Raw genomic sequence first — 15,519 nt, 5'->3', positions numbered from 1 at the left:
TAGTGGGAGAGATAATCCGCATGATGTGTGTCGCAACACACGCTCTCAATGATAGAATACATGTATGTATTGCGTTTTGCTCATAAAAAAAGAGAATCTCTATGAGATCCTCTTTTTTTTACTTTTTTGGAATTATTAATTAGTTCACATCAACACTATGAACAGTAATCGTTCCAGTTCCATCAACAGTAGTTGCGAATAATACGATAAGATTTAATTGTGGAATTTGTTCTGCAGTAAATCCATCAAGTGGGATACTGACAACTTGTTCTGCACCAGTACCTGTGAATGGTACTTCTAAGTTTGCTCCACCAGTAATTTCAATTTTTAACATGAATCCTTGTTCTGGTGCTGTTAATGTTACATCAACACTTGTAGCAGTTGCATCTAGTGCAGGATCGATTGGGTATTGTGCATTGTTGTTCCAGAATTGATTTGCATCGGTTCCAGAGAATTCAAATACATGATCATCTCCATCAAGGCTCAATGTCCATCCATATGCTTTCCAATCAGCGTGTAATAATAACCATTCTTCGTTTGTTAATTCTGTGTCTACAACACCAAGATCGCTATCGCTTGCTTGAGAGATGGCATCGTTCCATGCATAGACAAATCCTTCAGCTCCAACAGTAACACCTGCTAAACCATCAAATTCGATGATGTGATGTGGAAGACTGTCTTCCGCTTCGATTTCAGTCAATGTCATTTGGTCTAAAGTAATGTTTGACCAACCTTGACTAGCTACAACTTCAGCTGCTAAGTTGTCAGCATGTGTGAACCAATAGTTTGCTACATAAGGATCACTAAATCTACCCATGTCATAACCTTCACCTATGATTTGTTTGGTAGAGTCTCCGTATAATGCGTCAAATGCTACGGCTTGGATTCCACCTTGGCTGTTGATAACAACAGTAGCCATGTATAATCCAACTGGATCGAATCCGAAGTAGGTACCTTCATCCCATCCACCTTTAACAAGTGGTACATTGACATAAGAGTTGTCGCCAGCTACGTTAAAGTCACTAGTTGTGTCATAGCTTCCGTATCCACCAATGTTATATACATTGTCAAATCCGATTGCTTCTAATGCATCTTTAATGTACCCAGCGCGAGTTCCACTACCACACATGATAAAGATAGCTTTGCTGTCGTCGAATAATGCTTCTAAAGCAGTTTCGCTTTTTGCTTCACCAGCATCGTACACCCATCCACCGTTGTCTACTAAGATATCTTCATATTTTAAGTAATCAAAATAAGGGATAACTTCGAAACCTTGGATGTAACCAGAAAACATTCTTTCGTCGAAATCACGTACGTCTACATATTGTACATCTGGACGACCTAAAAAGTCATCAATATTATCCATTGTTACTTCATCTGGAAGTTCTGGAAGTCCTTCTTCCCCACATGCACTAAGTGCAAACGTTAATGCAAATGCTGCAAAAACCAATAGTAATTTTTTCATTTTGTCCTCCTAAATTATTTTTTATTACCACACATATTATAGTTAAAATTTAGTTAATTGTCAAACAAATTTGGAACTGTTTAAGACTTTTGTTAAGCCAATAAACGGTAGTTCGTAATCAAACTAAAGCATATAAAATATAGTTTGTTTAGAAACTATTACAATTTAGAAGCAGTTTACAAAGTAAAGTAAATATTGTTAATAAAAAAAGCGAAAACGAGACGTAAAAGAATCTCAAAATTACATCACTTATGGTATAATGAGATAAGAACGTAGTTAGGTGATATTATGCATAAATCAGACTGGATTTTAATCGCTGTCATCCTCATTGTGGCGGTCTCAAGCTTCCTCATTTTCCGCCAAGTCACAAATGACAATGCATTAGTGGACGGTGTCGCTATAGTCTACTATAATAATGAGAAAATTGTCGAGATCGAACTTGAAGATGGTAATTATAAAATTTTTAATGAAGACCGAGTTATCAACATTGACGAAGAGAACGACATCTTTCATGTACTCGGATCAAACCCCTATGGGGTTTATATTGAATACAGTGAGCAACGGGTTCGTGTCATCGACGAGGAAAGTCCCAAACACATCTGTCAAACACAGGGATGGACAAACTCACCGTTATCACCACTGACATGCTTACCCAACAACATTATTATTGTTGTTGAAGCAAAAGACCCGAACTTACCCGATGATATCACTGGATAGGAGGACGTATGGATAATTTATTAATTTTATTTGAACTTGCATTATTCTTTATTCTGTTTATGTTTAATCTCCAGTTGTTCAAATCAATCCGATTTGATCTCCTCTTTAAGAAAGGTCATAATCGGGAGATTCAACTAACCTATATCTTTACCGTTCTCATTTTCACATACCTGCTTACGAGAGCGTTTATGCACCTCATTGAAATGACAGTCGAACTATTCTAAACAAAAAGGCACAGACGACGTTCTGTGCCTTATTCATAGCGTTTGATGGTTCGTAGGATTGATATAGAAGCGGACCCCTTTGTTTGATCTTGAACCCAGGAAGAGAATCGTTTGACATCTTTCTCTATCAATTCCACATGATAATGAACCTGTTCATCATATGAGGTATGAATTAATGTGTAGTCATTGTGTAAGAAGTGCTCAATGCTACCGATGTGATCAAAATCAATGGTTACTTCAACTATCTGGTACACTTTTAAAAACGAAAACTTCGCCTCTTGCAAGGTGTTGCTGACACTTTTGGAATACGCTCGTACCAATCCACCTGCTCCTAGTTTTGTACCCCCAAAATAGCGCACCGTAACGGTTAAAATATCGGTTAAATCCTGTTTTAGTAGAACTTCTAACATGGGAAAGCCAGCGGTTCGTGAGGGTTCCCCATCATCATAATATTTTTGGTGTTCTTGTTTTGAACCAATAATATACGCATAACAATGATGATTCGCATCGGGATGTTCTTTCTTAATCGCTTGGTATTCCTGCTTAAAATGATCCAATGAACGAATGGGAATCGTATAATTGATAAACAGACTCTTTTTCTCAATGATTTCGCTTGAGATGCGATTGAGGATACTCTTCATATTATCACCACTTATATTATAGCATATCACCGTAAAAAAAACGCTGAAACAATGGAATTCACCAACAAAATGGTGTATAATTTATGTTGGTGATTATCATGTCATTATACGTAGAAACCGCCAAACAAATCCTTCGTACTTTTCATGCGAATAATTTCGAAGCGTATTTTGTGGGTGGATTTGTTCGGGATACGCTCTTAGGGCGCTCCTGTGAAGATATCGACATTACAACCAGTGCCACACCGAATCAGGTCATCGCACTATTTGATGATGTCAAACGCACCGGAAGAAAATTCGGTGGTGTAACCATCCTTATGGGTGGTTTTTCCTATGAAGTGACAACCTATCGTTTGGAAAGCGAATACCACAATCATCGTCATCCATCCAAGGTCTCCTTTTCATCCAATCTAGAAGATGACTTGAAACGCCGTGATTTTACTGTCAATGCCCTCGTCATGGATGATAACGACCACATCATTGATTTAATTGATGGCCAAGCCGATTTGGACAAACGCATCCTCCGAACCATTGGTGATGCTAATCAACGATTCCATGAAGATGCACTCCGGATCCTTCGGGCCTTTCGCTTTGTCAGTAAACTCGGGTTTACCCTTGCAGAAGACACCGTTACGGCAATTGCCAACAACGCAGCTTTGGTTGAGACAATCGCCATTGAACGAGTCATGGTGGAACTTGACAAAACCTGTCAGGAACCACATCAACAACAAGCCTTTTTATATATGGTAGAGACGGGTGTTCATAACCATCTACCAGGACTAACTAAGGGAATCGAATTCCTCGCAAAGAATGACATCAACATTCATCCGTTGGAACTCTTTATCATTGGCTTTATCTTTGAAGACATTGACGATCGTTGGCGGTTTTCCAATCGCGACATCCGCTTGATTTATCAAGTCATGAATCTTCATGAAGTCACCAAAGATGATGCCTTCAACAAGTTTGTCCTATTTTCCAACAAACTAGAACCCTGTCTACTGGCCAATCGAATCAATGTCCTACTCGGGTATCCCGATCAAGAACAAGCCATCCTGAGAATGTGGGATGAAATGCCGGTTAAGGATGTCTGTGATTTGGCATTTAAAGGACAAGACATATTGGAACTGACAACATTAAAAAAACGATCCATCATCGGCCTTGTGATTGATGACTTACTGTATGAAGTAATCATGAACAACATGCCAAATACCTATGATACATTGAAACCGTTCGCCTTACAGCGCGTACACCAACTCCAAACCGAAATGGGAGAAGATCATGAATAAGACGTATTACTCTTACTTAGACGATTTTAGTCAAATTACCATCTTAGTACCAACAAGCTATCGCCATGATTTTGTCAAGTCGTTTACCGTCATCGGCAACGACGAAGAAATTGAACTCGATATTATTTCCTCGGAAATGATTGGCAATGAACGCAAGTACATTACCCGTTTTGACGGCTATATTTTACTGAATCAAATGTATCACATCTATGACGATTTAAACAACACCAGTGAACTCTTCACCGGTAAGATTGTCCGTACCGAACTGTTCGACGACATTTACTATTATGAACAGTCCGACCTTGGAAGTAGTTATCGCAAAGACCGCACCAAATTTAAAATTTGGACACCGGTCGCCAAGTACATGAAGCTCGAATTGCTTAGTCCCGATGGCACCCATGAGATTGTTCCGATGGAATACGACAATCAAGGCGTCTGGTATCTCCGTTTAAAAGGCGATTACGAAACCTATAAATACCGCTACATCAGCTATGTCAACGGGAAAGAACATACATTAACCGATCCCTATGGACAGTCATCCAACGCCAACGGTGAATGGAGCTATGTCATCGATGAATCCAAACTGTATAAAATGCGTCAACAACGACCCAAGTTCAGTGGGATTCCAACCGATGCGGTGATTTACGAAACTCATATTCGTGATTTTACCAAACACCCATCCTTACAAGCAACCCACCCTGGCAAATATGCCAGTTTCACCGAACAAGGTCTCACAACCAAAGAAGGATATCCCGCTGGGATTGATCATGTCCTAGACCTCGGTATCACCCATATTCAGTTGATGCCAGTATATGATTTTGGTAGCACTGATGAACGTAACCCAGAGAACACCTACAACTGGGGATACGATCCCGCACAGTACAATGTTCCTGAAGGTTCCTTCTCCTCCGATCCCGATGATCCATATAAACGAATCAATGAACTACGCAAAGTCATCGACGATATTCACGGACTTGGCTTACGCGTATCAATGGACGTTGTCTACAATCACGTGTATAATCATAAATTGTTTGCCTTTGAAAAAATTATCCCTGGATATGGCTATCGCTTTGATAACCAAGGTATGATGACCGACAGCAGTGGCTGTGGCAACGATGTTGCCAGTGAACGTCGCATGGTTCGTAAGTTCATCATTGATAGTATTTTATTTTGGGCCAAAGAATACAAAATGGATGCCTTCCGATTTGACTTAATGGGCTTACTCGATATTCGGACAATGAACACCTTACGTCAAAAACTTGATCGCTTCCGCAGTGACATCATCGTCTATGGGGAAGGATGGCGGATGCCAACCGTAATCGGTGATGATTTTGCCGCACATATGTACAACAAGCACTTACTGTTCAACATCGGTCATTTCAACGACAAAACCCGTGAACTGATCAAAGGAGCCACCTTCGATATCAAACAACGTGGTTATGCCCTCGGATCCAGTGCCAAACTCGATGATATTAAGAATATTATCATGGGTAGCTGCATGAACAAGTTCTTATTCCGCTATCCCACGCAATCGATCAACTACGTCGAATGCCATGACAATAACACCTTCTATGACAAAGCCGTTATCGCTTTGGGTAAAGACGTCACAGATGATGAAATCAAACGTCGTCAACGACTCGCAACGAGTATCGTCATCTTAAGTCAAGGAGTACCGTTTATCCACAGCGGACAAGAATTTTACCGCAGTAAACAAGGCGTGGAAAACTCCTACAAATCCTCCGATTCCATCAATCAAATCAACTGGGATTTAATTGACGAAAACATGCGCGATATCAACGTTGTCAAAGAATTGCTTCGAATCCGTAAAAAATACGACCTGTTCCGCTTAACCGCACCATCAAAAATACGTGATTATGTCACAATTCATACCCATGAATCCGGAACGATACGCTACGAGCTAGAAGATGAAGAAACCAAACTGATTGTCATCTTCAAAAACAACACGACAAAAGAAACCTTTAACTTAGACGATAAATACACCCTCATTTTTGACGGTCGGAAACGATCTCGTCGTTTGCTTACCAAAATCAATGTGGATGAAATTAGTACATATATTTTAAAACGAAAATAGGTGAAACCAATGGAACTAACAACGTTCTATGCAAAAATCGAAACGATCAATACAACAACATACGACACCAACACTATCCGGGTAACCGCTGAAGACAAAGAAGGGTATACATTGCGGATCCATGAGAACGAAGAAGTTGTCGCAGGGGCGATATACTTTTTTGAGAGTGAACCCGTTGTATTCAAAGAAAAAGAACAACTAGAAGTTCAAAACTTTACCCATATCGATCAAATGGACATCCCTTTCAAACGCCGCCAAGAACTGATGGAAACCTTCTATGAATACGCACCTGTTGATACCGAAGACATCAAAACAACGATTGAAGAGTACCTTGATAGTATTTCAAACGATACGATTAAAGTATTGGTAGACACGATGTATCAAAAATTCAAGCAGTCGTTCTATCTCTATCCCGCGGCCACTAAATTTCATCATGCCTATATCGGCGGATTGTCGTATCACACGGCAACGATGATGAAATTAACCGATGGATTCCTAGCCGTTTATCCGTTCTTAAACAAAGATCTCTTAATTGGTGGTATTCTCTTGCACGATATCTGTAAAGTGGAAGAACTGAGTAATTACGCTGGACCGGAATACACCAAAGAAGGACGGTTAATTGGCCATATTACGATGGCGGTGAAAGAACTCGAAGTAATTGCCGAACAACTTGGTAAACGACATACTGAAGAATTATTGTTACTTCAACACATGATTCTCAGTCATCATTATTATGGCAATTACGGAAGCCCGAAAAAAACCAATATTCCCGAAGCCTTGATTCTTCATTTCATTGATAACATCGATTCGAAGATGACCGTTTTACAAGAAACACTGGATCAAACGGAAGAAGGAGAATTCACGTCACCAATTCCGGTACTAGATCGCGAAAAATATTACAAATCGAAATTAAAATAAAAAAACCTCACATCGCTCAGATGTGAGGTTTTTGTTTTGTATTTAGTCTTCTAAAGGTGTAATGTATTCATCCACGAAGTTAACTTCGTACAATACTTCGATAATGTTGTTTAAGAATGTAATATTATCCGCTTGATCGGTTGTGTAGGTCACGTTGTTTTCTAATAAGTATTCGGTAATAGCAATCGTGTAAGCTGTACTGGTGAAGTAACTATCCCATGTTTCTTGATAGTATTCTTTAATCGCATCATTCACTGCAGTAGGAATGGTGAAATCAACAGTTTCATTCACGGTACTTGCCCAGTTCAACTCAATGAATTTTTCCACTTGTGCTTGTGTTGGTAGATCGTTTTCATTGTTGAAGGCATCGATGTAATCCGTATCGGTGTTATCGAATGCAGCGCTTGGACGATCAAAGAAATCGTTGGCTTCGGCGATAACGAAGTGAATACCGAAATCCGATGGAATGACTTGGTTATCGATGAATTCCGTAATGGTGTCGTCGTCTTCACGATCGTTTTTCAAACTGTTGTAAATCCGTTCGATACCAGCAGCGAAGTCAGAATCGTAGTTGAGTAAGGAATCTTGATCAATGGTTCCAAGATCTTCGGTCATGATGTAGAATCCATATTCTTTGAATGGTTTCCAATCGTTGTCATCATCATCGATTAGCGAATCTTTGTACTCATTAACGATGTCTTCAAAACTATACTCATCATTGTTGATTTTGGATTTTACCAAATCCTCAAATTGAACGACTAAATCATTGTATTCGGTTAAATCGGCAGCGTCCAATTCATCGACATAGTCGTTGAATCTATCCGGCTCGAAGTCCCAATCATTGTCTAGGTATAGAAGGAGATGGGTCGCATCAAGATTTAAGTAATTGTCAAATTTTGATTGAATCACGGCTACAGCACGATCATACTCAATCATATCTTCCACGGCGAATGGTTGTAAGTTTGCCATCACGTATACGTTTAAGAGAACGTCGGATTCAGTGGTTGACCCAAAGGCAACAACAAGGAATTCTTCCCAGGTATAATCACTACTACTGAATCCATATGTTGCATATTGATCACCGCTGAACGCCGCTTTCATTTGACGTAATTGATCGCGGTGTTCGACCATGGTTTCATTATCACTGTTTAAGAAATCATAGTCATCTCCATAAATCGATGTGTAGACATCACTATAGAGTAAGGAATCCACTTTGATCATTTCCATAGAATAGTATACACCCAGTGTATCTTCCATGTAATCGAACAATTCTTGTGCCGTAATATCCATATCCCCGTATGTAGCGACTAATGTTTCGCTACCTTTATTATCGTATTCTTCACCGTTGGTGTAGAAATATTGTAATTTTAGGATTGGATCAAAAATCTCCAACTCTTGTTCAGCTTTTTTATCTTCAATCGCTGTGGTGATATTCCCAGACGTAATACTGTCTTCTAATAATTCATCATACAGCGCATCTTTGGTTGCTTGATCCAAGTCTGCATATGCAGTTACATCTTCTTCAGAAACTTTGTACAATAACACTTGGTATCCTTCGATGACTTCGACATCCGCCGTATAACGCGGTTTTGTACTTTCTTCATCACTACCATCGGTTAAGTCATTCCATAATGTATCGGCTAAGGTTGCTTGTCCGCTTGTACCAAATACGTCATCGTTTAACTCTGCATAATCAAATTCAAATCCATCGTATGTTGTACACAAGTCAGCAATTGCCGTTGTGTTATCCAGTTGTTCTTTGGTTGGATTCATGAAGTTGTACAAATCAATGAATTTGGCGAATGTTTCTTCATCCGTTAAGACTTGTGTGTTGGTGGAATCAAATTCGGATGTTCCTAATGACGTGATGTCTTCGGTTCCAAAGTAGTCTCCCCATACATCATTGTCTTCATAATTCGGTACGAGCAAGAATTGATCAAAGACAGCGTTTGCTTCATTCCAGCTACTGAAACGAATGGGCAATGCACAAACAGTTCCTTTGGTTTGGTCTTCATAGTAGTCTTGTACGTCTTCATCACTAATGTATAGTGAACTTTCATCGGTACGTGCTTCAATGAAATCACGGGTATAATTCTTTACGGCTACGGTTAACTGGAAGTAGTTCCGTAAATCTTCATCACTCGTTGGATCCAATCCTTGAAGAATCATTGATTGTTCAAACGCTAAAATCAATTGGGTATTAGCTTCTTCATCTGCTTGTAATTCGGCAATAACGTCCTCGTTTTTGGTATTGTAGATTTGTTCAATACGAGCTTGTTCGATTTCTTCATCGGTTACGTCAGCAATATAATCTGCCAACAAGCTTTCTTGAATGTATTTTTCTAAATAGTTTACACCGTCGGTAATCTTCATTAAATCCCAAAGATCTTGATTTGTAACGGTAATGTCGCCAACGGTCAAGTATACGTCTTCACCGTTTTCTAGTTGTGGTGTAACATTCTCATCTTTCACATTGCTACACCCAAAAGCCAACCCTAGGACAATGGCGAAAAATCCTAATATAATGGATGCTTTTATCACAATTCCTTTGTTCATGTATATCACTCCTTAATATTTACGCAATATATATATTATCATTTTTGTGTATCAAACACAACTATAAATTACTGAAATTCATGATTTTCCTAATAGGAAGCACATTCCGACCTCATCTGGTTCGTTCTTATTGAATTTTATCGCAAAATTGTCTATAATTGTAACGATTGGAGTGATGATATGAAATGGACAATATTAGCCAGTGGTTCTGGGGGAAATACAACCTATTTGGAATCCAATGGCGTCAAACTATTAATTGATTGTGGGATTACCTACCGTCAAATCACAACACGACTTAAAGCACACAACCATTCCATCGATCCATTGGATGCCGTCCTCATCACTCATGAACACGGGGATCACATCAAGGGATTGGATGTGACCATGAAACGCCACAACGCTACAACCTACATGACAAAAGACACGTATGACGGATTACCATGGCGCGTCAAAGACAATGTCGATCCCACTAAAATCGAGATTATTACCCCCTATGAACCATTCTTTATCAACCATCTAAAAATCACCCCAATTAGTATCTCACACGATGCTAGTGATGCGGTCGGTTACGTCATTGAAGATGAGGATAAAAAACTCGTATACGTCACCGATATCGGCTATTTACCAAAACGAGACTATGAACTATTCACTGGAGCGGATGCCTATATTTTCGAATCCAATTACGACGTGACGATGCTCTTCACATCAAGCCGACCCTTTTATCTAAAACAACGGATTGATTCCGTTAAAGGACATATGTCCAACAACGACAGTGCCTATAACCTGGCACAACTTGTACGAACCAACACAAAATACATCATTCTCGCTCATCGCAGTCGTGAATGCAATACCGATGAACTCGTCTTACAAACCTATCAAGACGTGTTTGCCGACTACGGCTTAACCCTCAGTGATTATGAAGTATGCGTAGCGAAACAAGACATTCCCACAAAACTATTTAAACTATAGGAGCCCACCATGACCCACGAACAAATAATCCAAGAAGTTACGATGCAAGTATTACAAGTAGACAAACACGATATCCACATTGTGAAACGCCTGATGGGCGGGATGAGTAATTACACCTACATCATCGATGTAAAAGGTGATTTATATACCTTTCGCATCCCCGGAAAAAAAGCAGAAAAATTTGTTGACCGCACAATTGAAAAAGCCAATATTGAACTCGTTAAACCGCTTAGTTTGAACAACGATACCGTCTTTTTAGATATCGCTAGTGGATACAAAATTGCCCACTATATTGACGGGACACCACTCAGTGAGAACAATCCGATAGATCACTTAAAAGAAGCAGCAGAAGTATTGCATAAAATCCATGATTCCGACCTGCAAGCCGTCAACAACTACGACCCTAACCACCGATTGGAATGTTACGAAAGTCATTTGGAAGAATTTAATTATACACATACTGACCGATATCTGAAACTAAAAGCAAAGTGGGAATCATTGAAACCAACGTACATGGACGAGAGTCGTCTGGTACTATGCCACGGAGACTCTCAAGTTAGCAACTTTGTTGTGACCAATAACGGTCTACGATTAATGGATTGGGAGTTTACCGGAAATAACGATCCCTTCTATGATATTGCCTGTTTTGGAAACAACGATTTCAACCACGCTTTGCAGTTACTTCCTGTTTATCTGAATCATGAACCAACGACAGAAGACTATAATCGATTATACTTCTTCCGAGCGTATCAGTGTCTACAATGGCATAACGTTGCGCTATACAAAGAATTTATCGGGTTGAGTGTAGACCTTGGCGTTGATTTTATGTTTGTTGCCAATCTCTACTTGGATAAAACCGAAAAGTTCTTACAATCGATTCAATAATCTAGCATCCCTAACAAGGGTGCTTTTTTTATAGTGATTTTTAAATATAATTTGGAAGGATTTTAAACTGTAAAAAAAGACCTTATAAAGCGCGAATGTAAGTGTTTTCAATGCTGAAAAAACACCGAATGCTATGTTGTAAAAAAACATAATATGTTTTATAATGTAGGTTGGCTATGAATTCTCGATTTTTCTAACCGAGTACAAAATTTAATTGGAGGTACATTTAATGGCAAAAAAAGTTTTCCAATCGATGGACGGAAACCAAGCTGCAGCATATTGTGCATACGCCTTTACTGAAGTAGCAGGGATTTATCCGATAACGCCATCATCACCAATGGCTGAGCATATCGATTTATGGGCATCTCAAGGTAAGAAGAACTTATTTGACATGCCGGTAAAAGTCATTGAAATGCAATCCGAAGGTGGAGCGGCTGGTACGGTTCATGGATCGTTACAAGCAGGAGCTCTAACAACAACTTTCACTGCATCACAAGGCCTTTTACTAAAATTACCAAACATGTATAAAATCGCAGGAGAATTACTCCCCGGTGTTATTCATGTCGCAGCACGTAGTATTGCTGTACAAGCACTAAGTATCTTTGGCGACCACCAAGATGTTATGGCAGCACGACCTACTGGTTTTGCAATCTTAGCAAGTGGATCCGTCCAAGAAGTTATGGATTTAGCAGGAGTTGCCCACTTAAGTGCAATCGAATCCAGCATTCCATTCCTACATTTCTTTGATGGATTTAGAACCTCTCATGAAGTGAACAAAATTGAAGTCATGGATTACGAAGTGTTTGATAAACTCTTAAACCGCGACGCGGTGAAAGAATTCCGTAAAAACGCATTGAACAGTGCGAACCCCGTCACACGTGGTTCTGCACAAAACGATGACGTGTACATGCAAGCACGCGAAATTCAAGATAAATATTATGCAGAAGTACCGGACATTGCGGCTAAATACTTAGCAGAAATCAGCAAAATAACCGGTCGTGAGTACGCTCCATTCGTCTACTACGGAGACAACGAAGCAACCGAAGTTGTTGTCGCTATGGGTAGTGTCACCGAAGCCATCGAAGAAACCGTTGATTACTTAAATAACAACGGCCGTAAAGTTGGTCTTCTCACGGTACATTTATACCGCCCATTCAGTGCCGAGTTTCTCTTACAAGCAATGCCGAAAACCGTTAAAGCAATCGCTGTATTAGACCGTACAAAAGAAAGCGGAAGCGTTGGGGAACCATTGTACTTAGACGTCAAAGCTGTATACTACGGACAAGAAAACGCTCCTCTCATCCTTGGTGGACGATACGGTCTATCCTCAAAAGATACCACACCAGGACAAATTGTTGCCGTATTTGACAACTTGGTTGGAGACAAAAGAGATCGCTTCACCATCGGTATTAACGACGATGTCAACTTCACTTCATTACCAGAAGTAGACGTCGACGTACAAAGTGAAGGCACCACCGAATTACTATTCTTCGGATTTGGATCCGACGGTACCGTTGGTGCATCGAAAAACACCATCAAAATCATCGGAGAAAACACCGATCTATACGGACAAGCATACTCTTCTTATGATAGTAAAAAATCCGGTGGGGTTACCCGGATGCACTTACGTTTTGGTAAAGACCCCATCCGTTCAACCTACTTGGTAAACAAACCACACTTCGTCTCTTGTTCGAAAGACTCCTACCTAACGCAATACGATATGGTTGGTGGCTTACGTGATGGTGGAACCTTCTTACTCAACACCGTTACACCAGCTGACGAAGTCGAAGCATTATTACCAAATAAAGTCAAAAAACAACTCGCTGAAAAAGACGCGAAACTATACATCATCAACGCGGTAAAATTAGCAGAAGAAGCTGGATTAACAGGTCGTACAAATACGATTATGCAATCCGCATTCTTCTCCCTAAACGAACAAATTATGCCATACGAAACCGCACAAAAACTGATGAAGAAATACGCCGAAAAAACCTATGGTCGTAAAGGTCAAGACATCGTTGAGAATAACTATAAAGCGATCGACATGGGACAATCCGGATTGGTTCAAATCGACGTTAAACCTGAATGGAAAGACTTAAAAGTAACCGCTCCAACAGTAGACACCACGAAACCAGTTTACGTACGCGACATTGCCGACCAAGTCAACGCCATCAAAGGATACGATCTTCCAGTTTCTGCATTCGAAGGACGCGAAGACGGATCCATGGACAACGGTTCAACTGCATACGAAAAACGCGGAATCGCCGACTATGTACCACAGTGGCTCGACGACAACTGTATTCAATGTAACCAATGTGCATTTGCCTGTCCACATGCGGTAATTCGTCCTTTCTTATTAACCGATGACGAAATGGAAGCTGCACCTGACGGATTAACCACCGTAAAAGCACGTGGTAAAGGATTGGAAGGACTACAATACAAAATCCAAATCTCGACATTAGACTGTACTGGATGCGGTGTCTGTGTTGAAGTATGTCCTGCAAAAACCAAAGCACTCGCCATGTCACCAATCGGTGATGAAATTGAAAAAGGCGAAGTTCAAAACTCCGAATACCTATTCAATGAAGTTACATACAAAGACAACTTGGTTTCAAAAACCAATGCGAAAAACTCACAGTTTGCCAAACCATTATTCGAATTCAGTGGTGCATGTGCCGGTTGTGGGGAAACACCATACATCAAACTCGTTACCCAATTATTCGGAGAACGGATGCAAATTGCCAATGCAACCGGATGTTCATCCATATACGGTGCATCGTTCCCAGCAACCCCATTCACAACCTTAGATAACGGTCGTGGACCAGCTTGGGCAAACAGTTTATTTGAAGACAATGCGGAGTTTGGATTTGGTATGTTCCATGCCAACGAAACATTGCGTGATCGTCTCCAAAACATCTTTGTCAACAGCAAAGACAAAGCATCCAAAGAAGAAGCCGAACTCTTTGAAGAATGGTTGGAAAACCGCAGCGACGGTGAAAAAACCTTAGAAATCTCTAAAAAATTATTACCACTCCTTGAAGATAACAACAAAGAATATGCGGAAGAAATCAAGGAACTCGCCAACTATATCGTGAAACAAAGCAACTGGATTATTGGTGGAGACGGTTGGGCATACGATATCGGATACGGTGGACTCGACCACGTTATCGCCAATGGCGAAGACGTCAACATCCTTGTTCTCGATACCGAAGTTTACTCCAACACCGGTGGACAATCCAGTAAATCTGCACCAAAAGGATCCATCGCCAAATTTACCGCATCTGGTAAAGGCGGTAAGAAAAAAGACTTGGCTGCCATCGCCATGACCTATGGTGATGTCTACGTTGCTCAAGTATCACATGGTGCATCGCAACCACAAGTCATCAAAGCATTCTTAGAAGCTGAAGCCTATCCAGGACCATCGATTATTGTCGCCTACAGCCCATGTATCGCGCACAAAATCAAAGGTGGACTCACCAACTCGCAAAATCAAGCGAAATTGGCTACCCAATCTGGATACTGGCCAACCTTCCGTTACGATCCAACCTTAGAACCACAAGGTAAAAATCCATTCCAAATCGATTGTAAAGAACCCAATTGGGATCTCTACCCTGAGTTCTTAGACAACGAAGCACGCTATGCACAACTAAAAGACATCAACCCTGAACACGCCGATGAACTTCTTGCTGGAAACTTAAGCGAAGCAAAACGTCGTTGGGATATGTACAAACGCTATGCCGCAATGGATTACAGTAACGCCGAATAATGA

General features: G+C 40.4%; 11 protein-coding genes. 8 read left to right on the top strand and 3 right to left on the bottom strand.

Translation table 11 applies throughout. The annotated features are described in order from the left end of the window. Window positions 1-139: 139 nt before the first annotated feature. Window positions 140-1,465: a rhodanese-like domain-containing protein gene (locus G4Z02_RS01435; RefSeq protein WP_258878074.1), complete on the bottom strand. Its 1,326-nt coding sequence runs from the start codon at window positions 1,463-1,465 to the stop codon at window positions 140-142. A gap of 288 nt (window positions 1,466-1,753) precedes the next feature. Here G4Z02_RS01435 and G4Z02_RS01430 point away from each other — a divergent pair, with 288 nt between their 5' ends. Both G4Z02_RS01430 and G4Z02_RS01425 read left to right on the top strand, forming a co-directional pair. Continuing rightward, window positions 1,754-2,182 (top strand): NusG domain II-containing protein, encoded by a 429-nt coding sequence (locus G4Z02_RS01430; protein WP_258878073.1) that lies wholly within the window; start codon window positions 1,754-1,756, stop codon window positions 2,180-2,182. A gap of 8 nt (window positions 2,183-2,190) precedes the next feature. After that, window positions 2,191-2,406: a hypothetical protein gene (locus tag G4Z02_RS01425; protein WP_258878072.1), complete on the top strand. Its 216-nt coding sequence runs from the start codon at window positions 2,191-2,193 to the stop codon at window positions 2,404-2,406. Between the two features lie 29 nt (window positions 2,407-2,435). Here the strand turns inward: G4Z02_RS01425 and G4Z02_RS01420 are convergent, their stop codons facing one another. Beyond that, complete coding sequence (locus G4Z02_RS01420) at window positions 2,436-3,047, bottom strand: YigZ family protein (protein ID WP_258878071.1); 612 nt, start codon at window positions 3,045-3,047, stop codon at window positions 2,436-2,438. 98 nt (window positions 3,048-3,145) lie between these two features. On the opposite strand from G4Z02_RS01420, the gene G4Z02_RS01415 reads away from it, so the two are divergent. Genes G4Z02_RS01415 through G4Z02_RS01405 form a run of 3 tightly spaced genes read left to right on the top strand, consistent with a single transcriptional unit; the run spans window position 3,146 to window position 7,340 of the window. Continuing rightward, window positions 3,146-4,330: a CCA tRNA nucleotidyltransferase gene (locus tag G4Z02_RS01415; RefSeq protein ID WP_258878070.1), complete on the top strand. Its 1,185-nt coding sequence runs from the start codon at window positions 3,146-3,148 to the stop codon at window positions 4,328-4,330. Next, the gene (gene pulA, locus G4Z02_RS01410) at window positions 4,323-6,422 is read left to right on the top strand and encodes a type I pullulanase (protein ID WP_258878069.1); all 2,100 of its coding nucleotides are present in this window, start codon (window positions 4,323-4,325) and stop codon (window positions 6,420-6,422) included. Before G4Z02_RS01415 ends, pulA begins: the two co-directional genes overlap by 8 nt. Before the next feature lie 9 nt (window positions 6,423-6,431). Continuing rightward, window positions 6,432-7,340, top strand: coding sequence for a 3'-5' exoribonuclease YhaM family protein (locus G4Z02_RS01405; RefSeq protein ID WP_258878068.1), 909 nt, complete (start codon window positions 6,432-6,434; stop codon window positions 7,338-7,340). Between the two features lie 42 nt (window positions 7,341-7,382). Here the strand turns inward: G4Z02_RS01405 and G4Z02_RS01400 are convergent, their stop codons facing one another. Further along, the gene (locus tag G4Z02_RS01400) at window positions 7,383-9,896 is read right to left on the bottom strand and encodes a hypothetical protein (RefSeq protein ID WP_258878067.1); all 2,514 of its coding nucleotides are present in this window, start codon (window positions 9,894-9,896) and stop codon (window positions 7,383-7,385) included. 180 nt (window positions 9,897-10,076) lie between these two features. Here G4Z02_RS01400 and G4Z02_RS01395 point away from each other — a divergent pair, with 180 nt between their 5' ends. The 3 genes from G4Z02_RS01395 to nifJ all read left to right on the top strand — a co-directional run bounded on the left by G4Z02_RS01395 (window position 10,077) and on the right by nifJ (window position 15,516). Further along, window positions 10,077-10,865, top strand: coding sequence for an MBL fold metallo-hydrolase (locus tag G4Z02_RS01395; protein WP_258878066.1), 789 nt, complete (start codon window positions 10,077-10,079; stop codon window positions 10,863-10,865). Window positions 10,866-10,874: 9 nt separating this feature from the next. Then, window positions 10,875-11,750, top strand: coding sequence for a choline/ethanolamine kinase family protein (locus G4Z02_RS01390; RefSeq protein ID WP_258878065.1), 876 nt, complete (start codon window positions 10,875-10,877; stop codon window positions 11,748-11,750). 229 nt (window positions 11,751-11,979) lie between these two features. Further along, complete coding sequence (gene nifJ / locus G4Z02_RS01385; RefSeq protein ID WP_258878064.1) at window positions 11,980-15,516, top strand: pyruvate:ferredoxin (flavodoxin) oxidoreductase; 3,537 nt, start codon at window positions 11,980-11,982, stop codon at window positions 15,514-15,516. The last annotated feature ends 3 nt before the right edge of the window (window positions 15,517-15,519 follow it).

The sequence above is a fragment of the Candidatus Xianfuyuplasma coldseepsis genome (assembly GCF_014023125.1).
Classification (GTDB): Bacteria; Bacillota_I; Bacilli_A; order Izemoplasmatales; family Izemoplasmataceae; genus Xianfuyuplasma; species Xianfuyuplasma coldseepsis.
This window is presented reverse-complemented; position numbering and strand designations above follow the sequence as displayed.

Bases quoted from the DNA above. Each gene is read 5' to 3' on its own strand.
- G4Z02_RS01435 (WP_258878074.1), bottom strand. From the start codon at position 1,465: ATGAAAAAATTACTATTGGTTTTTGCAGCATTTGCATTAACGTTTGCA.
- G4Z02_RS01430 (WP_258878073.1), top strand. From the start codon at position 1,754: ATGCATAAATCAGACTGGATTTTAATCGCTGTCATCCTCATTGTGGCG.
- G4Z02_RS01425 (WP_258878072.1), top strand. From the start codon at position 2,191: ATGGATAATTTATTAATTTTATTTGAACTTGCATTATTCTTTATTCTG.
- G4Z02_RS01420 (WP_258878071.1), bottom strand. From the start codon at position 3,047: ATGAAGAGTATCCTCAATCGCATCTCAAGCGAAATCATTGAGAAAAAG.
- G4Z02_RS01415 (WP_258878070.1), top strand. From the start codon at position 3,146: ATGTCATTATACGTAGAAACCGCCAAACAAATCCTTCGTACTTTTCAT.
- pulA (WP_258878069.1), top strand. From the start codon at position 4,323: ATGAATAAGACGTATTACTCTTACTTAGACGATTTTAGTCAAATTACC.
- G4Z02_RS01405 (WP_258878068.1), top strand. From the start codon at position 6,432: ATGGAACTAACAACGTTCTATGCAAAAATCGAAACGATCAATACAACA.
- G4Z02_RS01400 (WP_258878067.1), bottom strand. From the start codon at position 9,896: ATGAACAAAGGAATTGTGATAAAAGCATCCATTATATTAGGATTTTTC.
- G4Z02_RS01395 (WP_258878066.1), top strand. From the start codon at position 10,077: ATGAAATGGACAATATTAGCCAGTGGTTCTGGGGGAAATACAACCTAT.
- G4Z02_RS01390 (WP_258878065.1), top strand. From the start codon at position 10,875: ATGACCCACGAACAAATAATCCAAGAAGTTACGATGCAAGTATTACAA.
- nifJ (WP_258878064.1), top strand. From the start codon at position 11,980: ATGGCAAAAAAAGTTTTCCAATCGATGGACGGAAACCAAGCTGCAGCA.